Consider the following 25154-nt stretch of genomic DNA (forward strand, 5'->3'; position numbering starts at 1 on the left):
GGCTCAGGCCCTGGGATGGGCGTTGCGATAGACGTCCAGCAGATGCGCCGCATCGACGCCGGTATAGACCTGCGTCGATGACAGGCTGGCATGGCCCAATAATTCCTGCAGCGCGCGCAGGTCCGCGCCACGGCCGAGCAGATGGGTGGCGAAGCTGTGGCGCAGCGCATGGGGCGTCGTCCGCTCGGACAGTCCCAGCCGCCCGCGCGCGGCGCGCACGGCGCGGCGGATGAGATCGGCCGAAAGCGGCCCGCCGCGCGCGCCCCTGAACAGCGGCAGCTCGCGCCCCGTCGGATAGGGGCAGGCCGCGACATAGGCCTCGATCGCATCGCGCACCGGCGCGATCAGCGGCACGATCCGCGTCTTCGCCCGCTTGCCCGTCACCACCAGCGTATCGCCGAGCGGCAAGGCCGCGCCGGTCAGCGCCATCGCCTCGCCCACGCGCAGCCCGGCGCCATAGAGCAGCAGCAGCACCGCGAAATCCCGCGTGCCGATCCAAGGCGCGCGCGCCTCGTCCGACACATCTTCCGCCAGCGCCACCGCATCGGCGGGGGACAGCGGCCGCGGCGCGCCGCGCTTCACCCGCGGCCCCCGGAGCCGGGGCAATGCGACTTCTCCGCCCGCCTGCTTCGCTGCGAAGGCGAGGAAGCCGCGCACCGCCGAAAGCTCGCGCGCGGCCGATGCGTTGCCGATCCCCTCCTCCCGCCGCTGGGCGAGATAGGCGCGCAGTTCCGCCGCCTCCACCCGCGCCAGCATCGCCACGCCGATCGCCTCGCCGCGATGCCGGCCGAGGAAGTTCACCAGCCGGTGCGCCGTCGCGACATAGGCGCGGATGGTATGGACGGACCGGCGCCGGTCGCGCGCCAGATGCGCGCCCCAGTCCGCTGCGATCAGGCGGGCGGGATGATCGTCGAGGGCGGGACCGGCCATCGCGCCCCGGCTCAGCCGATCGACTGGCCCGTCTTGGCCCAGTCGGCGAGGAAGCCCTCAATCCCCTTGTCGGTCAGCGGATGCTTGAAGAGCGAGCGGATCACCGCCGGCGGCGCGGTCATCACGTCCGCGCCGATCTTGGCCGATTCCAGCACATGGATGGGATGACGCACGCTCGCGACCAGAATCTCCGTGCCGAAATCATAATTGTCGTAGATCTGCCGGATGTCGGCGATCAGTTGCATGCCATCGAAGCCGATATCGTCATGCCGGCCGACGAAGGGCGAGATGAAGGTGGCACCCGCCTTGGCAGCGAGCAGCGCCTGATTGGCCGAGAAGCAGAGGGTGACGTTCACCATCACGCCCTCGTCCGACAGCTTCTTGCAGGTCTTGAGGCCGTCGACCGTAAGCGGCACCTTGATCGCCACATTATCCGCGATCTTCCGCAATATCGCGGCCTCGCGCATCATCTCCTCATGATCGAGCGCCACCACCTCGGCGGAGACGGGCCCCGGCACGATCGAGCAGATCTCCTCGACCACCTCCAGGAACTTGCGGCCGGACTTGTGAATCAGCGTCGGATTGGTCGTGACGCCGTCGAGCAGGCCGGTAGCGGCGAGATCGGCAATCTCCTTGGTGTCGGCGGTATCGACGAAGAATTTCATTGGCGGGCCTCGATGGGAAAGGGAGTGATTCTGCCGGCGCTATAGCGTCTGGCGCCCGCCACGGAAACGCACGCCGTCAGGCGCCGTCTGCCATCCGCTTCCCATTCTCCGCCTTCAGGCAGGGCGGCGACGTGAAATCCGCCGCCCTAGCCGCCCTTCAGGCTCAATAAGGATAATTTATATTATAATAGGAATAGACCTCCCGCCCATAGTCGCGATCATATCTCGGCTCCTCGCCCTCGCGGTAACGCGGCGCCTTTTCGAGCACTTCCTTGTCGATATCGACCACATAGCCGCGCTGATCGGGATCATAGTCCAGCACATCCCAGGGAAGCGGAAAATTTTCCGTTCCGATGCCCAGGAATCCGCCAAATTGCAGGACGGCATATTCGACTTTCCCGCTGCGCTTATCCACCATGAAATTATAGATGGTGCCAAGCCGCTCGCCCTGGCGGTTGTAGACTGCCGTGCCTTCCACCTTGTTCGAAGCGATCAGCCGGTCGGTTTCGTCGATTGCAACATCTTCATGTGCCATGGAAGGTCTCCTTACCCGTCCGTTCGATGAACGGCGCCCGATCAACGAATTGCGCCGGGCCTATGTCCCAGCCCGAACGCCTTTGCGACGGGCGGTGGCACGGAATCGCCCGGCCGCAGCTCCGGCGGATGAACCAGCCGGAGCCCAACTCGTTGCTAGGCCTGGGATTTCGGAGAGATTGGATGGCGACATACGCGGCCCGGCGAAGCGCCATGGTCAAACAGCAGATCGCCCGGCGCGGGGTGCGCGACGAAAGGGTACTTGCGGCGATGGGGGTCGTTCCGCGCGAAAGCTTCGTACCGGAAACGCTCGGTGAATTCGCCTATGAGGACAGCCCCCTGCCGATCGAGGCGGGCCAGACCATCTCCCAACCCTTCATCGTCGCCGCCATGATCGAGGCGGCCACGATCGGCCCGGGCGATACCGTGCTCGAGGTCGGTTCCGGCTCGGGCTATGTCGCGGCCCTCCTCAGCCGGATCGCGGCCCGCATCTATGCGATGGAGCGCCATGCCGAGCTCACCCAGATCGCGCGCGACCGGCTTGCCCGGCTGGGCTATGACAATGTCCGGATCCGCACCGGCGACGGCACCGACGGCTGGGCGGAAGCCGCCCCCTTCGATGCGATACTGGTTTCGGCGGGCAGCCCCATCGTGCCCGATCCCTTGCGCGAGCAACTCACCATCGGCGGCCGGCTGATCATCCCGGTGGGCGATCCGGACATTCAGAAGCTGATCCGCATCACGCGTACGGGGGAGGAAGCGTTCGAGGAGGAAATTTTGGGTGATGTCTCCTTCGTGCCGCTGATCGGCGCGCATGGCTGGCCGGAGGATCGCGCCACCGACCTGCTGGTCGATACGCGCGAGACGGCGGAGCTCATTGCCGAAGCGGCAGAACCGCTGCCCGATCTCGACGATCCCGCCTTCGGCCGCCTGTTCGATCGCTTCGCTTATGCCCGCGTCGTGCTGCTGGGCGAGGCGAGCCATGGCACGTCCGAATTCTATCGCGCGCGCGCCGCGATCACGCGCCGGCTGATCGAGGAACATGGCTTCACCATCGTCGCGGTGGAGGCCGACTGGCCCGATGCCACGACCATCGATCGCCATGTCCGGCTGAAGCCGCCCGCGCGGGATGGCGAACCCGCCTTCCGCCGCTTTCCCACCTGGATGTGGCGCAACACCGATGTCGATGCCTTCATCGGCTGGCTCCGCGAACATAATGCTGCCCTGCCGCCCGATCGTCGCGCCGGCTTCTACGGGCTCGATCTCTACAATCTCAACGGCTCGATCCGCGCCGTGATCGACTATCTCGACCGCGTCGATCCGGAGGCGGCACGCGTCGCGCGCGAGCGCTATGGCTGCCTCACGCCCTGGAGCAGCGATCCCGCCACTTACGGCCGCATGGCGCTCAGCGCCGGCTATGCGCCCTGCGAGAAGGCGGTTGTCGGCATGCTGCGCGACCTGATCGAAAAACACAGCGCCTATGCCGCCGCCGACGGCTGGGATTTTCTCGATGCCACGCAGAATGCCCGGCTGGTACGCAATGCGGAGGCTTATTATCGGGCAATGTATTATGGCGCCGCCGATTCCTGGAATCTGCGCGACACGCATATGTTCGAAACGCTGGGCCATCTGCTCGCGGCAGGCGGCCCGCAGGCGAAGGCGGTCGTCTGGGCGCATAATTCGCATATCGGCGATGCCCGCTTCACCGGCATGGGCATGACGCGCGACGAGCTCAATATCGGCCAGCTCTGCCGGCAGGATTTCGGCGACGAGGCGGCGCTGATCGGTTTCGGCACGCATGACGGCACCGTTGCGGCGGCGAGCGAATGGGACGCGCCGATGGAGGTGAAGACGATCAATCCCTCCCGCCCCGATAGCTATGAGCGGCTGGCGCATGACAGTGGCGTCGATCGTTTCCTGCTGGACCTGCGCGAGAACCGGCATCCGGATCTGCGCCGGCGCTTGCTCGAGCCCCGGCTCGAACGCTTCATCGGCGTCATCTACCGGCCCGAGACCGAACGGTGGAGCCATTATTCGGAGGCGATCCTGCCCCGCCAGTTCGACGCCTTCGTCTGGTTCGACAATACGAGCGCGGTCACGCCGCTGCCAACGCGCCAGGAAGTCGGGCCGGAGGAAACCTATCCCTTCGGCCTCTGAGATAGATCATCAGGAGAGAGACGATGACTGCGAAACAGGACAAGGACCGCACCGAAACGGCGCGCCGCCACGACGATTCCAAATTGATCGAGGGCACCGAACCCGCCCCCTCGGTGATCGGACGGAGCGGCGGAACGATCGCTGCCGATGTCGGCACGCGCGACGAGCTCAAGCGCGCGCTCGATGAATCCGCGGGCCTGACCAATGTTCAAAAGCATGACGAAAAACCGAACATGCGCCCCACGCGCAGCGACCATGAAGGGGCGCAGCGCCGCCGCTGAGACGGTCGGGCAAGGCCCGCGCGGCGCCATCGACAAGCGACCGTCCCGGGCATAGGCTCCGCTTCATGCGGGGCATGGCATCGGCATCACGCTCTGCACCGGCCTCGGCACGGTCCGGGCCTGGGTCGATGATCATGGCAATCTCCACAAGCCGGCGCCTGGGCGGATTATCGCAACAGCGCCCGCGCGCCGGGCTATATGCTGATCGGCCTGAGCGCGGAGGCTACGGTCCGCAAGGGGCTCACATTCTTCTTCGATGCGCGCAACCTGACGGGTGAAAAGGCGATCGGCGACATCTCCGCCGTCGTCGCCGCGACGCCCGCCTCGGCCATCTATCCCGTCGAGCGCCGCGCCTTCTATGGCGGCCTCCGCGCGACCTTCTGAACGATCGGAGGAGGCGACCTAGTGGCTGCCCCCCATCAGCGAGACATGGGCGGATACGATCTTCCAACCTACGTCCGGAAAGCGCACCCATGTCTGGCTCTGCCGCCCGATCGCGGTGGCGCCTTCCCGTTGAAACTCCACATTCACCACACCGAAATCGCGGCCGAAGCTGGTGATGCTCGTCCTGATCCGGCTACGCTGGGGCGATCCGCCGGGCCGCGCCTGGCGAAAGGCCGCTATCTCCGCGAAGCCATAGAGATTCTCGCCCACGCCGAAGCGGACGCTGCGCTCCGAATTCCAGAAGAAATCGTCGAGCGCATCCACATCATTCGCCATCAGCGCCGCCTCATAGCGGTCTGCCTCCTCGGCAAGCGCCGCCAGCGTTTCAGGATCGTCGATCACCATTTGCCTTCCGTCCACCGTCATTCCCTGCTGTTCCCCCGATGGCCTCCGCAATAAGGTGGCCCACGCCCCGTCGGGCAACACATCAGGCAAGAGTATGGCGAATGGCAGGATCGGCAAGCGAAAAGCCGAAACAGAAACGTGATGCCGAACAGACCCGCCGCACATTGATGCGCGCGGCGCTACGCGAATTCGCGACCCATGGCTATTCCGGCGCCCGCGCGGAACGGATCGCCAAGACGGCGCGGCGCAATATCCGCATGCTCTACCATTATTTCGGCAGCAAGGAGGGCATCTACATCGCCGTGCTGGAGGATGCCTATGCTTCCATCCGGGCGGAGGAGGCCAAGCTCGCCATCGATTATGAACGGCCGCTCGAAGGGCTGATCGGCCTGCTCGACTTCACCTTCGCCTATTTCGCCGCAAATCCCTATTTCGAGGCGCTGCTCCGCACGGAGAACATGATGCGCGGCAAATATGTCCGCCGGTCGCGGCTCGTGCCCGAAACGGCCTTTCCGCTGCGCCAGACGATCAGTCGGCTGATCGAGAGCGGCCAGGCCAAGGGGCTGTTCCGTGAAGGGCTCGACGACGCCCAAATCTATATCACCATCACGGCGCTCAGCCGCTTCCATCTCGCCAATGCCTGGTCGCTCTCGGCGCTCCTCGAAATCGACATGGGTAGCCGCGAATGGTTGGCCGAGCGCCTCGATCATTGTCGCGCGCTGCTGCGCGCCTATCTGCTTGCTCCCGCCCCCTCGCAGGCTGACGAAGCCCGCGCCGACGCGCCGCAGACTATTTGAGGCCGATCCGGAACCCCGCCTTCCCCCATCCCTTTCAATGATGTTCCTCCATCCCCCTCAATGAAGGATATGATCGATCGACATGAGCATGGATTTCACTACACCGCCCCTCCCGCCCCGGCATTGGGAGGGTTCGATAAGCCTGTTCCTCGATTTCGACGGCACACTCGTCGAGCTCGCCGAGCGGCCGGATGCGGTCGTCGTGGATGGCGAGCTGCAGTCGCTGATCGACGCGCTCGCCCATCGCCTCGATGGCCGGCTGGCGATCGTCAGCGGCCGTTCGGTGGCACAGCTCGATCATTTCTTCGGGCCCACCGGCGAACGCCTCTTCCTCGCCGGCAGCCACGGCATGGAGCGGCGCCTGCCCGGCGAGTCTCGCGCTCCACTCGTCCCGTCCGAGGCACTGTCCATGGCGGCCGAGCTGTTCATGTCGTTCGTCGCGGCCCATCCCGAAACAATGATCGAACATAAGACGCACGGGATCGCGCTTCATTATCGCCAGGTCCCGGAGGCCGAAGCGGAGGCGATCGCGCTGGCGGAGCGGGTTGCGGCAGCACAGGGCCTCTTCGTCCAGCCCGGCAAGATGATGGTCGAGCTGCGAGAGCAGGGTGACGACAAGGGCGGCGCCATCCGTGCGATGATGGATCATGAAGCCTTTGCCGATACGATGCCGCTGTTCCTGGGCGACGATCTTACCGACGAGCCGGGCTTCGTCGCGGCGGATGCACATGGCGGCGCCGGCATCCTCGTCGGCCCGCCGCGGCCGACCTCGGCGCGCTATGCGCTGCCCGATGTGACGGCCGTCCGGCTCTGGCTCGCCGGCCTGGTGAAGGACGCGGCTTGAAGGGGTCGGTCGATCTCTGGCCGATCGGAAACTGCCAGGCTTCCGCGCTTGTCGACCGGGCCGGCCGTTTCGTCTGGGCCTGCGTCCCTCGGGTCGATGGCGATCCGGCCTTCTGCGCGCTGCTCGATGATGAGGAGACGAGCGGCCGGCCCGAGCGCGGCTTCTGGTCGATCGAACTCGACGGCTGCACCGAAACGACCCAGTCCTATCGCCGCAACACGCCGATCCTCGTCACGCGTCACGGCGACGGGGCGGGCAATGCGATCGAGGTGATCGATTTCTGCCCCCGCTTCCGCCGCTTTAGCCGCACCTATCGCCCCGTCGCCTTCGTCCGCATCGTCCGGCCGGTTTCCGGCTCGCCGCGCATCCGCGTACGGCTGCGCGTCGCGGCCAGCTGGGGCAAGCATGATGCGGAGCGCACGGCGGGCACCAATCATCTGCGCTTCCTGCTCGACGATCACACGCTGCGGCTCACCACCAGCGCCCCCGTCGGCCTGATTGCGTCGGAGGAGATATTCCGCGTCGAACGACCGCTCCATTTCTTCCTCGGCCCGGACGAATCCTTCGTCGGCGCGCTCGCCACCACCATCGACAATATGCTCGACGAGACGGATGCGGAGTGGAAGGGCTGGGTGCGCGGGCTCGCCACGCCGATGGAATGGCAGGATGTCGTCATTCGCTCGGCGATCACGCTGAAGCTTTGCCAGCATGAGGAAACCGGCGCGATCGTCGCCGCGCTCACCACCTCCATCCCCGAACATGCCGGCTCGCAGCGCAATTGGGACTATCGCTACTGCTGGATCCGGGACGCTTATTATACCGTCCAGGCGCTCAACCGGCTGGGCGCGCTGGACGTGCTGGAATCCTATCTCGAATATCTGCGCAACATCGTCGATGGCGCGCGCGGCGGCCATATCCAGCCGCTCTATGGCGTCGGCTACGAAGCCTCGCTGCCCGAACGGATCGAGCAGGCGCTGCCCGGCTATCGCGGCATGGGGCCGGTCCGCGTCGGCAATCAGGCCGCCGAGCAGATCCAGCATGATGCCTATGGCCAGATCGTGCTTTCCAACACCCAGGCCTTTTTCGACCAGCGGCTCTACCGCATGGCCGGCCTCGAGGATTTCCTCTCGCTCGAGAAGATCGGCGAGCATGCCTGGGAGGTGCATGACCGGCCCGATGCCGGCCTGTGGGAGCTTCGCACCCGGGCGGCGGTCCATACCTATTCGGCGGCCATGTGCTGGGCCGCCTGCGACCGCCTCGCCAATGCTGCCGCCGTGCTCGGCCTGCCTGATCGCCATTTCTTCTGGCAGCAGCGGGCAGACGCGATCCGCGAGAAGATCGAGCGCGAGGCCTGGCGCGAAGGCACGCGTCGCATCTCGGCCACCTTTTCGGGCGACGATCTGGACGCCAGCCTTATCCAGTTGCTTGATATCCGCTTCTTCGCGCCGGATGATCCCCGTTTCCGCGACACGCTCGCCGCCGTCGAAGAAGGTTTGCGTCGCGGATCGCACATGCTGCGTTATGCGACCGAGGATGATTTCGGCTTGCCCCATACGGCCTTCAACGTCTGCACCTTCTGGCTGATCGAGGCGCTGCACGCGATCGGGCGCATCGGCGACGCCCGCGCGCTGTTCGAGGAGATGGTTTCGCGCCGCACCGCCGCCGGGCTGCTGTCCGAGGATATCGATCCCAATAGCGGTGAGCTCTGGGGCAACTATCCGCAGACCTATTCGCTTGTCGGTCTGATCAACTGCGCCGTGCTCCTGAGCCGGCCCTGGAGTGCTATCCGATGAGCCGTCTGATCGTCGTGTCGAACCGGGTGCAGGCGCCCAAGGGCCAGAGCGCCGGCAATCAGGGGGGCCTCGCCGTCGCCCTCACTGCCGCGCTGCGCGAGACCGCCGGAATATGGTTCGGCTGGTCCGGCGAAACGATCGAGAGCTTCACCGGAGAGATTGATTTCCAAACGCATGACGGCGTCACCACCGCGACGATCGACCTGGAGGAGCAGGACGTCGAGGAATATTATAACGGCTATGCCAACCGCACGCTGTGGCCGCTCTTCCACTATCGGGTCGATCTTGCGGAATATGAACGCAGCTTCGCGGGCGGCTATCAGCGCGTAAACGGCCGCTTCGCCGAGCTGCTGGCGCCGCTGATCGAACCGGACGACCTGATCTGGGTCCATGACTATCACATGATCCCGCTCGGCGAGGAGCTGCGCCGGCACGGCATCGCCAACCGCATCGGCTTCTTCCTGCACATTCCCTGGCCGCCACAGTCCCTGCTGATGTCGCTGCCGGATCATCGCGAGCTCGTCCGCTCGCTCTTCGCCTATGAGGTGATCGGCTTCCAGACCGAGGATTCGCTCGAAAATTTCCGTCACTATATCCTGAACGAGATCGGCGGCGAGGTTTTCGAGGATGGCACGATCCGGGTGGACGGCCGCACGGTCCAGGCCATCTCCTGCCCGATCGGCATCGACACCGCCCAGTTCAAGGCCGCCGCGGAAACCGGCACGGCCCGCTACACCGCCTATCGCATGCGCCAGAGCGCCGTCGGCCGCGACATGATCGTCGGCGTCGACCGGCTGGATTATTCCAAGGGGCTGCACGAACGCTTCCTCGGCTATGAACGCTTCCTCGCCGCCAATCCGATGCTGCATGGCGAGGTCTTCCTGCTCCAGATCGCGCCGCCTTCGCGCAGTGATGTGCAGAGCTATCAGGAAATCCGCGCCACGCTCGATGGCCTGTCGGGCCGCATCAACGGCGCCTTCGCTGATCTCGACTGGGTGCCGATCCGCTACGTCAACCGGGGCTATGGCCGCGATCAGCTCGCCGGAATCTACCGCTCCGCGCGGATCGGGCTGATCACGCCCTTGCGCGACGGCATGAACCTCGTCGCCAAGGAATATGTCGCGGCGCAGGATCCGGAAAATCCGGGGGTGCTGATCCTGTCCCATTTCGCCGGCGCCGCCGCCCAGCTCAGCGATGCGCTGCTCGTCAATCCGCACAGCGCGGAGGAATTGTCGGATGCGATCCAGCAGGCGCTGACGATGCCGCGCGACGAGCGTATCGCCCGTTGGCGCAAGCTGATGGACAATGTCGAGCGCGAGGATGTGATGTGGTGGCTGAACAGGTTCACCGCCGCGCTCACCGGCCGCCCTCAGCCGGTCGTCACCGCCAGCGACTGATCCGGCCCGGTACCCGATATGCGCTGCCGCGGCAGCGCTTCGGGCATTTCATCGCGGATGAAAGCGATCAGCGCCTCGCGCATGTCGCAGCGCAGGTCGAATGCCCGGCTCGCATCCGATGCCGTGACGAGGACGCGCAGCTCCATCACCTCGGGCTTGATGTCCGTCACCTGCAGATTGACGAAACGCTTGTCCCATAGCGCATTGGCCTCGGCCAGCTCGGCCGCCCGGGCGCGGATGCGCGCCACGTCCGCGGTCGGATCGACATAGAGAAAGGCGCTGCCGAGCAGTTGCGAGGTCTGCCGCGTCCAGTTCTGGAACGGCTCCTCCAGAAATTTGCTGACGGGCACGATCAGCCGGCGCTCGTCCCATATCTTCACGACGACATAGGTCAGCCTGATCTCCTCGATCCGGCCCCATTCGCCCGCGATGATCACCACATCGTCGATCCGGATCGGCTCGGTGAAGGCCATCTGCACGCCGGCGATCAGATTCTTGAGCGCGGGCTGCGCCGCGGCGCCGACCACCAGGCCGGCGATCCCCGCCGACGCCATCAGCGTGACGCCCACATTGCGCACGCCCGGTATGCTTAGCAGCATGGCGGAGAGGGTGAAGAAGAGAATGACGAATATGGCGATGCGGGAAAGTATGCTCACCCGCGTGCGATGCCGCCGGGCGCGCAGATTGTCCGCCATGCTGATGTCGGCGCGCAGCTCCACCACGTCCCTGAACGCGCCCACCATGGCGATCAGGCCCCAGCCGAACAGCGCCGGCAGGATGAAGCCCGAAAGCTGCGTCCACAACCGATCCGCCCAGTCGCCGATCGGTATCACGCGCCGCCCGGCCGACAGCGCCACCACCACGAATATCCAGCGCAGCGGCGCGGCAATGCGGGCGATCACCAGATCGTCGGCCATGCCCTGCGTCCGCCGCACGATACGCGTCAGGATGCGCACCGCCATCCAGTGCGCGATCAGGGCGAGGATCAGAATCAGGCCGAGCAGCAGATAGGGAATGGCGTCGCTGAGCGCGATCCCGGCCAGTCGAGTGTCGAAAAGGCTGGTCATGGCCGAATCAACCGCAAAAGCCCCTCCCCGTTCCGCAGTGCAGCAAAATCCGCCCCGCACCCGGCCCGTTCCGTCGCCCCGCGCGCATGACGATCAGGATGCGGACGCAATCGGCCCCAGCAGGATATTGTCGAGCAGCCGGGTCGATCCGAACCGCACCGCGAGCGAGACGATCGCGCCTTCCGGGCCGATCCGGTCCAGCTCCGCCAACGTCACCGGATCGGCGATGCTGACATAATCGATCACGCCCGCGCTATCCCGCTCGATCCCCTCGATGATGGTCCGGCGCAGCGCCACGGCATCGCGGTCGCCTGCATCATGGCATGCCCGCGCTTGCTCCAGCGCCCGATATAATGCCGGGGCCTGCCGCCGCTGCTCCGCATCGAGATAGATGTTCCGGCTGGATAGGGCGAGGCCGTCGGCTTCGCGCATGGTCGGCCCGATCACGATCCGGCAGCGCATGTTGAGATCACGGACGAGCTTCCTGATCACCAGCGTCTGCTGCACATCCTTCTGGCCGAAGAAGGCGGCATCGGCCCCGCTGATATTGAGCAGCTTGCACACCACCGTCGCCACGCCCGCGAAATGGCCAGGCCGGATCGCGCCTTCCAGCCGTTCGGTGACCGGCCCGACATCGATGCTGGTGGCGAAGCCCGCCGGATAGAGCTCGTCCACCGAAGGCGTGAAGACCAGATCCACCCCCGCCTGCTCGAGCAGCGCCAAATCCGCCGCCAAGGTGCGCGGATAGCGCTGGAAATCCTCGTTCGGGCCGAACTGGGTGGGATTGACGAAGATGCTGACGGCGACAGCCTCGCACTGTTCCCTGGCCAGCGCGACGAGGCTCAGATGGCCCGCATGCAAGGCGCCCATTGTAGGCACGAAGCCCAGCCTGCCATATTCGGCGCGCGCCTCGCGGAATTCCGCGATCGTCTCGATCACGCGCATCGGATCAGCAGCCTTCCGCCGCTTCGAAGCGGGCAACGGCCTCGGCGACCAGCCCCTCGTCCATCGACGCCGCATTGGCCGCCGTCGGGAAGACGCCCGCCGTCACCTCGCCGGCATAGCCGCGCAGCGCCTCCTCGATGGCGGGGCCGATCGCGGCATATTGCCGGGCGTGGCGGAAAGGCGGGCGATCGAACAGGCCGAGCAGATCATGCCAGACCTGCACCTGCCCCGAACATCCCGCACCCGCGCCGATGCCGATCGTCGGCACCTTCAGCCGCTTCGTGATCGCGGCGGCGAGCGGCGCCGGAACCAGCTCCAGCACCACGGCACAGGCCCCCGCCTGTTCCAGCGCATGGGCATCCGCGATCAGGTCCGCCGCAGTTTCGAGCGTCCGGCCCTGCACCCGGATGCCGATCTGATGCGCGGATTGCGGCGTGAAGCCGAGATGCCCCACCACCGGGATGCCGAGCTCGACCATCCGGCGCACGATCGGCGCCATCGATCGACCGCCCTCGAGCTTCACCGCCCGGACACCCGCCTCGCGCATCATCCGGCCCGCCGATCGCACGGCATCGTCCACCATCGCATAGCTCAGAAAGGGCAGGTCGCCGATCACCAGCGCGTCCGGCGCGCCGCGCACGACCGCCGCCGAATGGGAGATCATCTCGTCCAGCGAGACGCGCAGCGTGTCGTCATGGCCCAGCATCACCTGGCCCAGCGAGTCGCCCACCAGGATGAAGCGCAGCCCCGCCCGCGCGACGATCAGCGCCGAGGCATAATCATAGCATGTCACCATCGGGATGGGCCGGCCCTCGGCCTTCATGCGCGCAAAGTCTGCCGTTGTCGTACGCACCATGATTACTGCCTTCATATTTTTTCCTTGCGCCCTGCTCTAGCGGTGGCGCCGGACCCCGGCAACTTCACCCATGGCGGAGGCAGGATCGACAATCGGGATTGATATTCTATATAGCGCGAGACCGGACAAAGAATGTGGTCGGAGAGTTGCCGTGCGCTGGGTTTTGCGTTCCAAGATTCACAATGCCACGGTCACCGAAGCAAACCTTGCCTATGTCGGATCGATCACGATCGATCAGGATCTTATCGACCGTGTCGGCCTGTGGCCGGGCGAACGCGTTCTGGTCGTGTCGAATACATCGGGCGCGCGCCTGGAGACCTATGTCATTGCAGGCGAACGCGGCTCGGGCGACATTTGCGTGAACGGCGCCGCCGCCCATCTGATCGGCGCGGGGGAGGAAGTGATCATCATGGGCTTCGAGCTCACGGCCGAGCCGATCACGCCGCAGGTCATCCTCGTCGATCGCAAGAACAAGCTCGTGCGACATCTTGTCGAAGAGCCCCGGACGGAACTGGCGTCCTTCGGTTGACGGCCTTGGCCGACGCCGATCGCTTGTCCGGCCTGCCATTGCCGGGGCAGATTTCCGAAATGGACGCCGCGACCCATTCCGAATTCAGCCGGAAGAGCTGGAGCCGGCTGCGCTCCGCCGTGCCGATGACGCTGGACGAGGAGGAACTGGAGCAGCTGCGCGGCGCGAACGAGCCGATCTCGCTGGGCGAGGTGGAGGATATCTACCTACCCCTCACCCGGCTCATCAACCTGCACATCGCCGCCGCGCGCGGCCTTGCCCGCGTGACCGACGATTTCGTTGGCCGCCCGGCGGCGGGCCGGCCCTATGTCGTGGCGGTGGCGGGCAGCGTCGCGGTCGGCAAGAGCACCACGGCGCGCGTGCTGCGCGCGCTGCTGTCCCGCTGGCCGGATCATCCGAAGGTCGATCTGATCACGACGGACGGCTTCCTCTATCCCACCGCCACGCTCCAGAAGCGCGGGCTGATGCGGCGCAAGGGCTTTCCCGAAAGCTATGACGTGCGCCGGATGATGGATTTCCTGGCGGAGGTGAAATCCACCGGGCGGGGCCTTTCGCCCGTCTATTCGCACCATGCCTATGATATTCTGCCCGGCGAATATCATGAGGTCGACCGGCCGGACATATTGATCTTCGAGGGGCTCAACGTCCTCCAGATCGGCGTGACCAGCGAAGCCAGCCGCCCCACCCTTTTCACCGCGAGCGACTTTTTCGACCTGTCCATCTATATCGACGCGGAGCCGGCCCATATCGCCCATTGGTATGAAGAGCGGTTCCTGCATCACCAGCAGACCGCCTTTCAGGATCCCGGCTCCTATTTCCACCATCTGGCGACGGCCACGCCGGAAGAAAGCCGCGCCTTCGCCCGCGAGCTCTGGCTCCAGATCAATCAGGTCAATCTGTTCGAGAATATCCTCCCCAGCCGCCCGCGCGCCGACGTGATCATCCACAAGAGCGCCGATCATGCGGTGGACAAGCTCTGGCTGCGGCGGCTGTAGAGCATTTTCCTACCCCACATGCTCACCCTGAGCTTGTCGAAGGATGCTGAGACTCCCCCCGACAGGCTCGGCCTAAGCGCGACGGTGCCTGAAAGCCGGTTCAGGCCACGAACAGCAGCGCGGGCGTCTCGATCAGCCGCTTCACCGCCTGGATGAAGCGCGCCGCATCATAGCCGTCCACCACGCGATGATCGAAGCTGGAGGAGAGATTCATCATCCGGCGCAGCTCGATCCTGCCGTCGATCGCGACCGGCCGCTCGACGATCCGGTTCACGCCCATGATCGCCACTTCCGGCCGGTTGATGATCGGCGTGGAGACGATCCCGCCCAGGCCCCCAAGCGACGTCAGCGTGATGGTCGATCCGCTCAGTTCCTCGCTGGTGGCGTGGCCCTGCCGCACGGCATCGGCCAGCCGCGCAATCTCGCCCGCCAGCGCCCAGATGTCGCGCGCCTGCGCGTTACGGATCACCGGCACGAGCAGACCCGCCTCGGTCTGCGTCGCGATGCCGAGATGCACCGCGCTATGGCGGGCGACCACCCCGGCTTTGTCGTCATAGCGCGCATTGATCATCGGAAAGTGCGGCAGCGCCTTCGCCAATGCCGTCGCAAGGAAGGGCAGCAGCGTCAGCTTCGGCCGCGCTCCGCGCTCCGCATTCATCGCCGCGCGGAGCGCCTCGAGCGCGGTCACGTCCACTTCCTCGACATAGGAAAAATGCGGGATGCTGCGCTTCGCCTCGGCCATATTCTCCGCGATCCTGCGGCGCAGCCCGACGAGCCTGATCTCCTTCACCTCGTCCCGCTCGATGGGGGCGGGCGCAGCGGGAGCTTTCCCCTGAAGCAGATAGGCATCGAGATCGGCATGGCGCACCCGCTCGCCCGAGGCGGGCTTCACCGCCGCCAGATCGATGTTCAGCGCCCGGGCACGCGCGCGGACGGCGGGCGAAGCCAGGATCTTCCCTTCCCTCCTCTTCTCCTCCCCAGCCGGCCGGGGCTCAGCCTCCGGTACGGGCGCCACGGCCGCCGGGCCTTCCGCCACCGCTACGCCCTCATCCGTCTCGAATACGGCCAGGATGGAGCCGATCGCGAGCTGATCGCCCACCTCGCCGCCAATCTCGACGATGCGGCCCGTAACCGGCGCGGTCATCTCGACGGTCGCCTTGTCCGTCATCATGTCGGCGAGCGGCTGATCTTCCTCGACATGGTCGCCCGGCCTGACATGCCAGGCGACGATCTCCGCCTCGGCTATGCCCTCGCCGATATCCGGCAGCTTGAAGGCGATCCGCGCCACCGTCATTCCTCCATCACTCGCCTGAGCGCTTCGCCGAGCCGCACCGGCCCCGGGAAATAGGCCCATTCCAGCGAATGCGGATAAGGCGTGTCCCAACCCGTCACCCGCTCGACCGGCGCCTCGAGCGAATGGAAGCAATGCTCCTGCACCAGCGCGGAAAGCTCCGCGCCGAAGCCGCCCGTCCGGGTCGCCTCATGGACGACCACGCAGCGCCCGGTCTTCTTCACCGACGCCTCGATCGTTTCGATATCGAGCGGCACGAGCGTGCGCAGGTCGATCACCTCCGCATCCACCCCCTTTTCCGCCACTACCGACGTCGCGACATGGACCATCGTGCCGTAGCAGAGGATCGTCACATCATTGCCTTCGCGCACGATCCGCGCCGTGCCGAGCGGGATGCGATAATAGCCTTCCGGCACCTCCGCCTCCGGATGCCCGCTCCAGGCTCTCGCCGGCCGATCATAATGGCCGTCGAAGGGGCCGTTATAGATGCGCTTCGGCTCGAAGAAGATCACCGGATCATTATCCTCGATCGCGGCGATCAGCAGCCCCTTGGCGTCATGGGGATTGGACGGGATCACCGTCTTCAGCCCCGCCACATGCGTGAATATGCCCTCGGGCGACTGGCTGTGCGTCTGCCCGCCGAAAATGCCGCCACCGAAGGGCGAGCGCACCGTGATCGGCGCGGTGAATTCGCCCGCCGAGCGGTATCGCAGCCGTGCCGCTTCGGACACGAGCTGGTCCAGCGCGGGATAGATATAGTCGGCGAACTGGATCTCGGGCACGGGCCTCAGCCCATAGGCCGCCATGCCGACCGACACGCCGACGATGCCGAGTTCGGTGATCGGCGTGTCGAACACGCGGGTCTTGCCATATTTCTTCTGGAGGCCCTCGGTCGCCCGGAAGACGCCGCCGAAATAGCCGACATCCTCCCCCATCACGACAATATCCGGATCGCGTGCCAGAAGCAGGTCGAGCGCCGAATTGATCGCCTGGATCATGTTCATGGCGCGCACGGGCCCGCTCATAAGCCCGCCGCCTCGCCTTCCTCCCGCATCTGCCGCGCCTGCTCCTTCAGGTGCCAGGGCATCTCCTCGAACACATCCTCGAACATGGTCGAAAGGGGCTGGTGCATGCCGTTGCCGAGCACGCCCTGCTTCTCCGCCTCGCGGGCGGCGAGGCGGACCTGCTCGGCCAGCTCGCGTTCCATCGCCGCCTGCCGCTCGGCATCCCACAGGCCGAGCCGCGTAACATGCCCACTCAGCCGCTCTATGGGATCGCCCAGCGGCCAGGCGCTCCGTTCGTCGGCGGCTCGATAGCGGGCGGGATCGTCCGAGGTGGAATGGCCTTCGGACCGATAGGTGAAATGTTCGATCAGCGTGGGGCCATGATTGTTGCGCGCCCGCTCGGCCGCCCATTCGGTCGCGGCATGGACGGCGAGCGCATCATTCCCGTCCACCCGGAGGCCGGCAATGCCATAGCCGATCGCGCGCGCGGCGAAGGTGGTCGCCTCCGCGCCCGCAAAGCCGGAAAAGGAGGAGATCGCCCATTGATTGTTGATGACGTTCAGGATCACGGGCGCGCGATAGACGGCGGCGAAGGTCATGGCGGAATGGAAGTCGCCTTCCGCGGTCGATCCCTCGCCGCACCAGGCGGCGGCGATGCGCGTGTCGCCCCGCGCCGCCGACGCCATCGCCCAGCCAACCGCCTGCGGGCATTGCGTCGCCAAATTGCCCGAGAGGGAGAAGAAGCTCGCTTCCTTGGCCGAATAGAGGATCGGCATCTGCCGACCCTTCAGCCGGTCGCCCGCATTGGAATAGATCTGGCACATCATGTCGACCAGCGGCCAGTCGCGCGCGATCAGCAGCCCCTGCTGGCGATAGGAGGGGAAGCACATATCGTCGCGGTGGAGCGCATGGGCGGCGGCGACCGAGGTCGCCTCCTCGCCGGTACATTTCAGATAGAAGCTGGTCTTGCCCTGGCGCTGCGCGCGATACATGCGCTCGTCGAAGGCGCGGACAAGCGCCATCTGGCGGAGCATCATGAGCAGCCTTTCGGGCGCGAGCTTCGGATCCCAGGGGCCGACTGCCCTGCCCTCCTCATCGAGCACGCGGACGAGCTGATAGCATAGCTCGCGCATGTCGGCGGGCGCGCTGTCGATCGGCGGGCGGCGCGTCTCGCCCGCGCCGGGCAAATGGAGATCGCCGAAATCGACCACGTCGCCGGGGCGGAAGCGCGGTTCGGGCACATGCAGCGTCAGCGGGCGCAAATTGCGGCCCGGCCCTTCGTCAGCCATGTTCAGTCCATCCTCGCGGCCGGCTTGTTGCCGGTCCGGTCAAATATCGGCGCGATGATCTGCGCCAAATCTTCTTTTACTGGATAGATATTTTATTTCAATATCCGGAAGTATTATTCCGCATCGCACAATCATTCTCTTGCATGGACCAAGCCGATGACGGACATGGACAGCGTCAGGGGGAGGAAAGCCCATTATGAAGGACAGGCGCGAACGGGCCGTTGCCGCGATCATCGCCGCCACCGCCTGGGGCGGCCTTTCCGTCCAGTTCATCGTCGTGGAGCAGCGTCTCGGCTCGATGCTCGCCGCACTATGGCGGCTGGCGGGCTATTTCACCGTCACGACCAACCTTGCGGTGGCGATCCTCTTCGCGGCCGTCGCGGCAGGCAGCCCGCGCGTCAGGAAGCCCTTGCTGTTCGCGGGGCTGGCGCTGTGCATGGCGCTGGTCGGCATCGTCTATGAAGTGGCGTTGCGCCACGTGCTGAACCCGCGCGGGCTGCAGAGCGTGGCCGATCTTCTGCTGCACGATCTAGGGCCGATACTGGTCGTGCTCTTCTGGTTCTTCTTCGCGCCCAAGGGGCGGATGCGGTTGCGCGATCCCTGGCTGATCGCGCTCTATCCGATCGCCTATCTCATCTATGCGCTGATCCGGGGTGTCGCGACGGGGCGCTATGCCTATCCCTTCATCGATGTCGAGCGGATCGGCTGGGCGCTCACCGCCGCCAACGCCGCCATCATCGCCGCCTGCTTCCTCACCGTCGCCCATTGCCTATGGTGGCTCGATCGGCGGCTAGCGACGAAGGGAGCGTAGCAACTCCGCCCTCCAACCCCGTCATGCCAGCGCAGGCTGGCATCCCTCCCGGCCATCCACTTGCGGCGACCATGGAAGGGCCCAGCCTGCGCTGGGGCGACGGGGAGGAATGTCACTCGGTCGGAAAGCCGCGCTGGCGGAGCAGCGCCTTCACGTCCGGATCACGGCCGCGGAAGGCGCGGTAGGCCTCGGCACGGTCGGTCTCGTTGCCGGTCGAGAGCAAAGTCTTGAGGAAACGGCCGGCAGTCGCCTCGTCCCAGGGATTGCCCGCCTCCTCGAACGCCGCCCAAGTGTCGGCATCCATCGTCTCGGACCAGAGATAGCTATAATAGCCCGCCGAATAGGCGTCCGACGAGAAGAGATGGCCGAACTGCGGCAGGCGATGGCGCATCACCATCTCCTTCGGCATGCCGATCCGCGCCAGCGTCTCGCGCTCGAAACTGTCGACGTCGACCACGCCGTCGGCCCGCTTGTGCAGATCCATGTCGACGATCGCGGAGGCGAGATATTCGACCGTGGCGAAGCCCTGGTTGAACTTCTCCGACTGCTTGATCTTGTCGACCAGCGCCGCGGGCATCGGTGCCTTGGTCTGATAATGGCGCGCGAACTTGTCGAGCACGTCGCGGGTGAGCACCCAATGCTCGTTCACCTGGCTGGGGAACTCCACGAAATCGCGCGGCACGCCCGACAGGCCCGGATAATAGATATCCTGCGACAGATAATGGATCGCATGGCCGAATTCGTGGAACAAAGTCTCGGCATCGTCGAGGCTGATCAGCACGGGCTCGCCCGGTGCCGCCGGCGCGAAATTATTATTATTGGATGCAAGCGTGGTGCGCGGTCCGTCGAAACGCTGCTGTCCGCGATAGGTCGTCATCCACGCGCCAGAGCGCTTGCCCGTGCGCGCGAAATAATCGCCGTAGAAGAGGCCGACATATTTGCCGCCCTTCGTCACCTCCCACACGCGGACATTCTTCTCGAACACGGGCACCGTGCCCGTAATCTCGCGGAACTGATAGCCATAGAGCCGGCCCGCCGAATAGAAGGCGGCCTGGATCATATTGTTCAGCTCGAAATAGGGCTTTATCTCCGCCTGATCGAGATCATAGCGCGCCTTGCGCACCTTCTCCGCATAGAAGCGGTAATCCCAGGGCTCGATGCTGATCTTCGCGCCTTCCTTGTCGGCGATCGCCTGCATGTCGGCGACCTCCTCCTTCACGCGCGCGACGGCGGCAGGCCATACCTTCATCATCAGCGCATCGGCCGCTTCGGGCGTCTTCGCCATCGTATCCTGCATCCGCCATGCCGCATGGCTGGGAAAGCCGAGCAGCTTGGCGCGATCGGCGCGCAGCTTCACGATCTTCGCGATGGTGGCGTTGGTGTCGTTGGCATCGCCATTGTCGCCGCGATTGACGAAGGCGCGCCACACCTTCTCGCGCAGGTCGCGCTTGGTGGCGAAGGTCAGGAAGGGATCGACCGCCGATCGGGTGTTGACGATCGCCCACTGGCCGGGCTGGCCGCGCTCGGCCGCCGCCGCCTTGGCGGCCGCGATGCCGGAGGCCGGCAGGCCCGCCAGATCGGCCTCGCTGGTGAAGAAGATCGCCTTGTCCTCATCCGCCAGCAGCTTGCTGCTGAAATCGGAGAAGGCGGCGGCAAGCTGCTGATTATAGGCGGAAAGCTGCGCCTTCTGCGCCGGCACCAGCTTCGCGCCCGAACGGACGAACTGCTCGTAGAGGCGCGTCACCAGCCGCTGCTGCTGCGGATCGAGCGTCGCGCGCTGATTATAGACCGCTTCGATCCGGGCGAAGAGCTTGGAATTGAGGATGATCTCGTCATTCGCTGCCGAAAGCTTCGGCGCCCATTCCTTGTCGAGCGCCTGATAGGCGGGCGAATTCATGTTGCTTGTCATCACGTCGAACAGCGAATTCACCCGATCGAGCGTCTGGCCGGCGCGCTCCAGCGCCTCGACCGTATTGGCGAAACTGGCCGGCTGCTTGCTGCCGGCGATGGCCGCAATCTCCGCGCGGCGCTCGGCGATTGCGGCGGTAAGCGCCGCCGGGAACAGCTCGGGCTTCACCCTGTCCCAGGGCGGCACGCCGCCATAGGGGCCGGTCCAGGCGGCAAGCAGCGGATTGGCCGTGGCCGGCGCTGCGGCGGGAGCGGCCTCGGCCGCGCTCATGACAGGCAGGACCAGCGCCACGGCGCTGGCGGCAAGGAGCAGTTTACGCAATCGGACACTCCACCAATGAACCAAGTCTCGGGGTGATTTGCTGATCTAAGCAGGCAATACGGCATAGATCAACCCGTGCGCGGAAAGCTGCATCGTGCCTCCAGCCCGCCGCCGGGCCGATTGGCGAGTGTCAGGGTGCCACCATGATCCTCCGCGATCGCGCGCGCAATAGTGAGGCCGAGGCCGATACCCCCCGTCTCGCGGTTGCGCGAGGGATCCGCCCGCTCGAAGGGCTGGAAGACGCGGTCGAGCAGTTCCTCCAGCAGGCCGGGGCCCCTGTCGGCGACGGTCACGATCGCGCGGCTGCCCTCCTGAAAGGCATGGATCACAACCGCGCCGCCATAAGTCACGCCATTGTCGATCAGATTCTGGAACAGCCGGCCGAGCGTCAGCGGATCGCCCGCGATCATCAGCGGCCCTTCCCCCGAAAAGGAGACGTCGCGCCCCATGTCGCGATCCTGCTCGACGATCGAGCGCAACAACGCCGCCAAGTCGAGCGGCCGCCGATCCGTCGGGCGCGCCGAATGGCGGACGAAACCGATGGTAGCGGCGATCATCGCGCGCATCTGCTCGATATCCGCCTGCACCTTTTCGCGCACCGGCTCGGGCGCGGCCTCGATGCGGAAGGCGATGCGCGCGAGCGGCGTGCGCAGATCATGTGCGATCGCGCCGATCATCGCGGTCCGCTCGCTCACATATTGCGCCAGCCGCTCCTGCATCCGGTTGAGCGCATGGGCGGTCATGCGCAGCTCGGCGGGGCCCTCTTCGGGCACGCTCGGCGCCTGCGGATCGGCGCCCAGCCGGTCGGCGGCGCGCGCGAAGCTGCGGATCGGGCGGGATATCGCGCGCGCGAAGAGCCAGGCGAAGGGAAGCAGCGCCACCGCGCCCACCGCGAACCACAGGATCAACCCGCGCTGCCAGGGCGCGATCAGCGGCTTGGGCGGCGTCTGCACCACGCGCCAGCCGCCATCGATCGTCCGAAGGCCCGCCACCACGCGGTTGAAGAAGATAGGTTCGCCCCGGCGGAGCGGCACCATCCGATGCCGATGCGATCGGAAGGGAAAGCCGCCGCGCTGGTCGGGCTCGAAATAGAGGCGCACGCGCGCGGGATCGACCTCCATCCGCCGCGCGAGCCGGCGGGTGAAGCGGGGCTCGCTCACCATCTCGTCGCTGGGCAGGGGTTCGGTCGGCTGGAGCACGGCCTCAAGGCGCCGTTCGCGCTGCCGCTCGCCGCCGCCATCGGGCATGCGCTGCACCAACGCATCGGCCACATCCGACAGCCGGTTGAAATCCGGCCGGGGCGGATCGAGCGAGAGCAGCAGCGTGAGCGCCACCGCCTGGCTGACGATCAGGCTGGCGAAGAGCAGCAGCAGCGTCTGCCAGAAGATCGGCAGCGCGCCCGGCCGCCAGCGGAACATCAATCCTCCACCCGGAGCGTGAACATATAGCCTTCGTTGCGCACGGTGCGGATCGGATCGTCGCGGCCGAGCTTCTTGCGCAGCCGGCTGATCGTCACGTCGATCGCGCGGTCGAACACGTCGCTGTCGAGCCCCTTGCCATGTTCGATCAACTGGTCGCGCGTCAGCACGCGCTGCGGCCGGTCGAGAAAGGCGGTCAGCGTACGGAACTCGGCGTCGGTGAGCGGCGCGGGCGGCTCGCCCGGGCGATGCAGCTCGCGCTGGACGATGTCGAGCGTCCAGTCGCCGAAGCGGCGCACCGGGCGGGCGCCGCCCGCCCCCTGCCCCGCCCGCCGCCTGAGCACCGCACGGACGCGGGCGAGCAGCTCGCGCGGGTTGCAGGGCTTGGGCAGATAATCGTCCGCGCCCACCTCCAGCCCGATGATGCGGTCTGTATCCTCGCCCATGGCAGACAACATGATGATCCCCGGCCCGCCCGGCCGGCGCAGGCGGCGGAGGATCGAAAGCCCGTCCTCGCCCGGCATCATCAGATCGAGCACGATCAGGTCGAATTTCGATTGCGCCAGCTTCGCATCCATCTCCGCGCCATTGGCGGCGCTTTCCACCTCCAGATGGTTGGCGGCGAGGAAATCGGAGACGAGGCCGCGCAGATCGGCATCGTCATCGACGACAAGGATGCGGGCGGGGGCTTCAGTCATTTCGGCGGCGCTGTCGGCGACGTTTCCGCGGGGCGAGGACGACAGGGCATGAGCGCCCTTTCCTGGGCGGGCGTGCGCGGCAGATCGTCCAGCGCCAGCCAGCCGCGCCCGCCCTGATCGAGCAGGGTGAAGCGACGGCGCGCGGCATTCAGATATTCGGCGAGGCTGATCGCACGGTCGAGATCGGCGTCGGTGGAGGAAACGGGCTCGGGAATGTTGAGCCAGGCCCAGCGCCCCGCCCCCATGCCGCCCCCATAGCTGGCGTCCGGCCGCTGCGCATAAAGCGCGATCTCGGGCGCCATGTCGCGCTCATAGGCGATCACCTCCTCGGGCACGATCTGCGCATCGCCATCCTTGTCGATCCGCTTGAAGAAGCGGGATGCATCGGCGACGAACTCGCCCGCCGTCACCCGCCCATCCCGGTCCGCATCCGCCCCGGCGAACCAGTCGGCGGAGGGATAGGGCCTACCCTGCTCGATCCGGAAGGGCTCCCCCATCGGCGAAAGGAAGAGCAGCTTCGCATCGGGCGCCATGCAGAAGGGAGCGTCCTTGGGAATTTTGGGCGGCTTCGGCGCGGCGATGGCGGGCGCGGTTGCCGCAAGCAAAATGAGAAAGGCCAGCCGCTTCATTCGTGCCTCAGCGCGTCGATGGGATTGAGCGAGGCCGCACGCCGCGCCGGGAAATAGCCGAAGACGACGCCGATCAGCGCGGAAATGGCGAAGGCGATCAGATTGATGCGCGGATCGAAGAGGAAAGGCACCTGCATCATCGGCGCGAGCGACAGCGAGGCGATCAGCCCGATCAGCAGCCCGATCAGCCCGCCCAGGCAGGCGAGCGCCACCGCCTCCACCAGAAACTGCATCAGCACCTCGCGCGCCACCGCGCCGATGGCGAGGCGGATGCCGATCTCGCGCGTCCGCTCGGTGACGGAAACGAGCATGATGTTCATGATGCCGATGCCGCCCACCAGCAGCGATATCGCCGCCACCGCCGTCACGATCTGCGTCAGGATCGTCGTCGTGCCGGAAAGCGTGTCCGAAATCTGCTTGGTGTCGAAGATGTTGAAATCATCTTCCTTGTCGCCCGTAATCCGCCGCCGCTCGCGCAGGAGCTGCTGAGTGGATTGCTGCACCGTCGCCGTATCATAAGCGGGATCGACCGCGACCATGATCGCGCGGATGTCGCGATTGCCGGTGAAGCGGCGCTGCACCGTCTTGATCGGCATGATGACGACATCGTCCTGATCATTGCCGAAGCCGCCCTGTCCGCGCGTAGCGAGCGTGCCGATCACCTCGCAGGACAGGTCCCTGATGCGGAAACGCTGGCCGATCGGATCCTCGCGGCGGAACAGATTGGCCTGAACGGTCGATCCGATGATGCAGACGGCCTTGCCCGCCTGCTCCTCGGCGCGCGTGAAGATGCGCCCGGTGGAGAGCTGCCATTGCTGGGCGATGAAATAATCATTGGTCGTGCCGTTGATCGTGGTCGACCAGTTGGCCGCGTTGCGCACCGCCATGCCCGTCGACTGCGCCTGCGGGGCGACCGCGGTGACGCCGCCGATCTGGTCGCGGATCGCCTGCACATCCTCTTCCTTGAAATCGGGCGGCTGCGGCCCGCCGCCGCCCCGGCCGAAGCCCTGGCCGGGCCGCACCTGAAGCAGGTTGGAGCCGAGGCTGGCGATCTGCGTCTGCACCGCCGCGGTAGCCCCCTTGCCCAGCGTCACCATGGTGACGACCGCCGACACGCCGATGACGATGCCCAGGATCGTCAGGAAGGAGCGCAGCAGATGCCGCCGGATCTCGCGCACCGCGAGGATGAGCGTCGTGCCCAGCAT

At 66.0% G+C, this 25154-nt stretch carries 24 protein-coding genes and 1 pseudogene; 10 read left to right on the forward strand and 15 right to left on the reverse strand.

Annotation, left to right across the window (positions count from 1 at the left end; all coding sequences use genetic code 11):
* Positions 1 to 3: 3 nt before the first annotated feature.
* From CLG96_RS15190 to CLG96_RS15200, 3 genes are all read right to left on the reverse strand, one after another.
* On the reverse strand, positions 4 to 930 hold the full coding sequence (locus CLG96_RS15190; protein WP_107969111.1) for a tyrosine recombinase XerC: 927 nt from the start codon (positions 928 to 930) through the stop codon (positions 4 to 6).
* 11 nt (positions 931 to 941) lie between these two features.
* On the reverse strand, positions 942 to 1595 hold the full coding sequence (fsa, locus tag CLG96_RS15195) for a fructose-6-phosphate aldolase (protein ID WP_107969113.1): 654 nt from the start codon (positions 1593 to 1595) through the stop codon (positions 942 to 944).
* 163 nt (positions 1596 to 1758) lie between these two features.
* Positions 1759 to 2130, reverse strand: a complete 372-nt coding sequence (locus tag CLG96_RS15200) for a PRC-barrel domain-containing protein (protein ID WP_107969115.1) — start codon at positions 2128 to 2130, stop codon at positions 1759 to 1761.
* Positions 2131 to 2312: 182 nt separating this feature from the next.
* Here CLG96_RS15200 and CLG96_RS15205 point away from each other — a divergent pair, with 182 nt between their 5' ends.
* From CLG96_RS15205 to CLG96_RS15215, 3 genes and pseudogenes are all read left to right on the forward strand, one after another.
* The gene (locus CLG96_RS15205; RefSeq protein ID WP_107969117.1) at positions 2313 to 4286 is read left to right on the forward strand and encodes a protein-L-isoaspartate(D-aspartate) O-methyltransferase; all 1974 of its coding nucleotides are present in this window, start codon (positions 2313 to 2315) and stop codon (positions 4284 to 4286) included.
* Positions 4287 to 4309: 23 nt separating this feature from the next.
* Entirely contained in the window at positions 4310 to 4567 is a 258-nt protein-coding gene (locus tag CLG96_RS15210; RefSeq protein WP_107969119.1) for a hypothetical protein, read from the forward strand.
* A gap of 153 nt (positions 4568 to 4720) precedes the next feature.
* Positions 4721 to 4951, forward strand: a pseudogene (locus CLG96_RS15215) (TonB-dependent receptor family protein); the annotation flags it as partial.
* Positions 4952 to 4969: 18 nt separating this feature from the next.
* Here CLG96_RS15215 and hpxZ read toward each other — a convergent pair.
* Complete coding sequence (hpxZ, locus tag CLG96_RS15220) at positions 4970 to 5356, reverse strand: oxalurate catabolism protein HpxZ (RefSeq protein ID WP_107969257.1); 387 nt, start codon at positions 5354 to 5356, stop codon at positions 4970 to 4972.
* A 101-nt stretch (positions 5357 to 5457) separates the two neighbouring features.
* On the opposite strand from hpxZ, the gene CLG96_RS15225 reads away from it, so the two are divergent.
* From CLG96_RS15225 to CLG96_RS15240, 4 genes are all read left to right on the forward strand, one after another.
* Entirely contained in the window at positions 5458 to 6153 is a 696-nt protein-coding gene (locus CLG96_RS15225; protein WP_107969121.1) for a TetR/AcrR family transcriptional regulator, read from the forward strand.
* Positions 6154 to 6235: 82 nt separating this feature from the next.
* Positions 6236 to 6997, forward strand: coding sequence for a trehalose-phosphatase (gene otsB / locus CLG96_RS15230; RefSeq protein WP_107969123.1), 762 nt, complete (start codon positions 6236 to 6238; stop codon positions 6995 to 6997).
* Positions 6994 to 8790 (forward strand): glycoside hydrolase family 15 protein, encoded by a 1797-nt coding sequence (locus tag CLG96_RS15235; protein ID WP_107969125.1) that lies wholly within the window; start codon positions 6994 to 6996, stop codon positions 8788 to 8790. The genes otsB and CLG96_RS15235 overlap by 4 nt, the downstream gene beginning before the upstream one ends.
* Entirely contained in the window at positions 8787 to 10187 is a 1401-nt protein-coding gene (locus CLG96_RS15240) for an alpha,alpha-trehalose-phosphate synthase (UDP-forming) (RefSeq protein WP_107969127.1), read from the forward strand. Before CLG96_RS15235 ends, CLG96_RS15240 begins: the two co-directional genes overlap by 4 nt.
* Here CLG96_RS15240 and CLG96_RS15245 read toward each other — a convergent pair.
* The 3 genes from CLG96_RS15245 to panB all read right to left on the reverse strand — a co-directional run bounded on the left by CLG96_RS15245 (position 10160) and on the right by panB (position 13055).
* Positions 10160 to 11254, reverse strand: coding sequence for a mechanosensitive ion channel family protein (locus CLG96_RS15245; protein ID WP_107969129.1), 1095 nt, complete (start codon positions 11252 to 11254; stop codon positions 10160 to 10162). The genes CLG96_RS15240 and CLG96_RS15245 overlap by 28 nt on opposite strands.
* Before the next feature lie 93 nt (positions 11255 to 11347).
* Positions 11348 to 12199 carry a pantoate--beta-alanine ligase gene (panC, locus tag CLG96_RS15250; protein WP_107969131.1) on the reverse strand — a complete coding sequence of 284 codons (852 nt, stop codon included), beginning with the start codon at positions 12197 to 12199 and terminating at the stop codon, positions 11348 to 11350.
* A gap of 4 nt (positions 12200 to 12203) precedes the next feature.
* The gene (panB, locus tag CLG96_RS15255; RefSeq protein ID WP_165799671.1) at positions 12204 to 13055 is read right to left on the reverse strand and encodes a 3-methyl-2-oxobutanoate hydroxymethyltransferase; all 852 of its coding nucleotides are present in this window, start codon (positions 13053 to 13055) and stop codon (positions 12204 to 12206) included.
* A 151-nt stretch (positions 13056 to 13206) separates the two neighbouring features.
* Here panB and panD point away from each other — a divergent pair, with 151 nt between their 5' ends.
* Both panD and coaA read left to right on the forward strand, forming a co-directional pair.
* Positions 13207 to 13584 (forward strand): aspartate 1-decarboxylase, encoded by a 378-nt coding sequence (panD, locus tag CLG96_RS15260; RefSeq protein WP_107969133.1) that lies wholly within the window; start codon positions 13207 to 13209, stop codon positions 13582 to 13584.
* The gene (gene coaA / locus CLG96_RS15265; RefSeq protein ID WP_243395817.1) at positions 13581 to 14579 is read left to right on the forward strand and encodes a type I pantothenate kinase; all 999 of its coding nucleotides are present in this window, start codon (positions 13581 to 13583) and stop codon (positions 14577 to 14579) included. The genes panD and coaA overlap by 4 nt, the downstream gene beginning before the upstream one ends.
* Before the next feature lie 100 nt (positions 14580 to 14679).
* On the opposite strand, the gene CLG96_RS15270 is transcribed toward coaA, so the two are convergent.
* Genes CLG96_RS15270 through CLG96_RS15280 form a run of 3 tightly spaced genes read right to left on the reverse strand, consistent with a single transcriptional unit; the run spans position 14680 to position 18163 of the window.
* The gene (locus tag CLG96_RS15270; protein ID WP_107969263.1) at positions 14680 to 15867 is read right to left on the reverse strand and encodes a dihydrolipoamide acetyltransferase family protein; all 1188 of its coding nucleotides are present in this window, start codon (positions 15865 to 15867) and stop codon (positions 14680 to 14682) included.
* 2 nt (positions 15868 to 15869) lie between these two features.
* Positions 15870 to 16874: an alpha-ketoacid dehydrogenase subunit beta gene (locus CLG96_RS15275; RefSeq protein ID WP_107969265.1), complete on the reverse strand. Its 1005-nt coding sequence runs from the start codon at positions 16872 to 16874 to the stop codon at positions 15870 to 15872.
* Between the two features lie 17 nt (positions 16875 to 16891).
* Positions 16892 to 18163, reverse strand: coding sequence for a 3-methyl-2-oxobutanoate dehydrogenase (2-methylpropanoyl-transferring) subunit alpha (locus tag CLG96_RS15280; protein WP_107969135.1), 1272 nt, complete (start codon positions 18161 to 18163; stop codon positions 16892 to 16894).
* A 196-nt stretch (positions 18164 to 18359) separates the two neighbouring features.
* Here CLG96_RS15280 and CLG96_RS15285 point away from each other — a divergent pair, with 196 nt between their 5' ends.
* Entirely contained in the window at positions 18360 to 18974 is a 615-nt protein-coding gene (locus CLG96_RS15285; protein WP_107969137.1) for a Pr6Pr family membrane protein, read from the forward strand.
* A gap of 112 nt (positions 18975 to 19086) precedes the next feature.
* Here CLG96_RS15285 and CLG96_RS15290 read toward each other — a convergent pair whose 3' ends face one another.
* From CLG96_RS15290 to CLG96_RS15310, 5 genes are all read right to left on the reverse strand, one after another.
* Positions 19087 to 21204: a M3 family metallopeptidase gene (locus CLG96_RS15290; protein WP_243395818.1), complete on the reverse strand. Its 2118-nt coding sequence runs from the start codon at positions 21202 to 21204 to the stop codon at positions 19087 to 19089.
* 68 nt (positions 21205 to 21272) lie between these two features.
* Entirely contained in the window at positions 21273 to 22622 is a 1350-nt protein-coding gene (locus tag CLG96_RS15295; RefSeq protein ID WP_107969139.1) for an ATP-binding protein, read from the reverse strand.
* Positions 22622 to 23320, reverse strand: a complete 699-nt coding sequence (locus CLG96_RS15300) for a response regulator (RefSeq protein ID WP_107969141.1) — start codon at positions 23318 to 23320, stop codon at positions 22622 to 22624. The genes CLG96_RS15295 and CLG96_RS15300 overlap by 1 nt, the downstream gene beginning before the upstream one ends.
* Positions 23317 to 23949, reverse strand: coding sequence for an EF-hand domain-containing protein (locus CLG96_RS15305; protein WP_207796718.1), 633 nt, complete (start codon positions 23947 to 23949; stop codon positions 23317 to 23319). The genes CLG96_RS15300 and CLG96_RS15305 overlap by 4 nt, the downstream gene beginning before the upstream one ends.
* Positions 23946 to 25154 carry an ABC transporter permease gene (locus tag CLG96_RS15310; RefSeq protein ID WP_107969142.1) on the reverse strand — a complete coding sequence of 403 codons (1209 nt, stop codon included), beginning with the start codon at positions 25152 to 25154 and terminating at the stop codon, positions 23946 to 23948. The genes CLG96_RS15305 and CLG96_RS15310 overlap by 4 nt, the downstream gene beginning before the upstream one ends.

Source organism: Sphingomonas oleivorans (assembly GCF_003050615.1).
GTDB lineage: Bacteria > Pseudomonadota > Alphaproteobacteria > Sphingomonadales > Sphingomonadaceae > Sphingomonas_H > Sphingomonas_H oleivorans.

Coding starts and splice junctions, on each gene's coding strand:
- CLG96_RS15310 (WP_107969142.1), bottom strand. CDS start 25,154: ATGCTGGGCACGACGCTCATCCTCGCGGTGCGCGAGATCCGGCGGCAT.
- CLG96_RS15205 (WP_107969117.1), top strand. CDS start 2,313: ATGGCGACATACGCGGCCCGGCGAAGCGCCATGGTCAAACAGCAGATC.
- CLG96_RS15295 (WP_107969139.1), bottom strand. CDS start 22,622: ATGTTCCGCTGGCGGCCGGGCGCGCTGCCGATCTTCTGGCAGACGCTG.
- CLG96_RS15225 (WP_107969121.1), top strand. CDS start 5,458: ATGGCAGGATCGGCAAGCGAAAAGCCGAAACAGAAACGTGATGCCGAA.
- panC (WP_107969131.1), bottom strand. CDS start 12,199: ATGCGCGTGATCGAGACGATCGCGGAATTCCGCGAGGCGCGCGCCGAA.
- panB (WP_165799671.1), bottom strand. CDS start 13,055: ATGGTGCGTACGACAACGGCAGACTTTGCGCGCATGAAGGCCGAGGGC.
- otsB (WP_107969123.1), top strand. CDS start 6,236: ATGAGCATGGATTTCACTACACCGCCCCTCCCGCCCCGGCATTGGGAG.
- CLG96_RS15305 (WP_207796718.1), bottom strand. CDS start 23,949: ATGAAGCGGCTGGCCTTTCTCATTTTGCTTGCGGCAACCGCGCCCGCC.
- CLG96_RS15300 (WP_107969141.1), bottom strand. CDS start 23,320: ATGACTGAAGCCCCCGCCCGCATCCTTGTCGTCGATGACGATGCCGAT.
- CLG96_RS15210 (WP_107969119.1), top strand. CDS start 4,310: ATGACTGCGAAACAGGACAAGGACCGCACCGAAACGGCGCGCCGCCAC.
- CLG96_RS15190 (WP_107969111.1), bottom strand. CDS start 930: ATGGCCGGTCCCGCCCTCGACGATCATCCCGCCCGCCTGATCGCAGCG.
- CLG96_RS15245 (WP_107969129.1), bottom strand. CDS start 11,254: ATGACCAGCCTTTTCGACACTCGACTGGCCGGGATCGCGCTCAGCGAC.
- fsa (WP_107969113.1), bottom strand. CDS start 1,595: ATGAAATTCTTCGTCGATACCGCCGACACCAAGGAGATTGCCGATCTC.
- CLG96_RS15200 (WP_107969115.1), bottom strand. CDS start 2,130: ATGGCACATGAAGATGTTGCAATCGACGAAACCGACCGGCTGATCGCT.
- CLG96_RS15275 (WP_107969265.1), bottom strand. CDS start 16,874: ATGAACATGATCCAGGCGATCAATTCGGCGCTCGACCTGCTTCTGGCA.
- CLG96_RS15240 (WP_107969127.1), top strand. CDS start 8,787: ATGAGCCGTCTGATCGTCGTGTCGAACCGGGTGCAGGCGCCCAAGGGC.
- CLG96_RS15280 (WP_107969135.1), bottom strand. CDS start 18,163: ATGGCTGACGAAGGGCCGGGCCGCAATTTGCGCCCGCTGACGCTGCAT.
- hpxZ (WP_107969257.1), bottom strand. CDS start 5,356: ATGGTGATCGACGATCCTGAAACGCTGGCGGCGCTTGCCGAGGAGGCA.
- CLG96_RS15285 (WP_107969137.1), top strand. CDS start 18,360: ATGAAGGACAGGCGCGAACGGGCCGTTGCCGCGATCATCGCCGCCACC.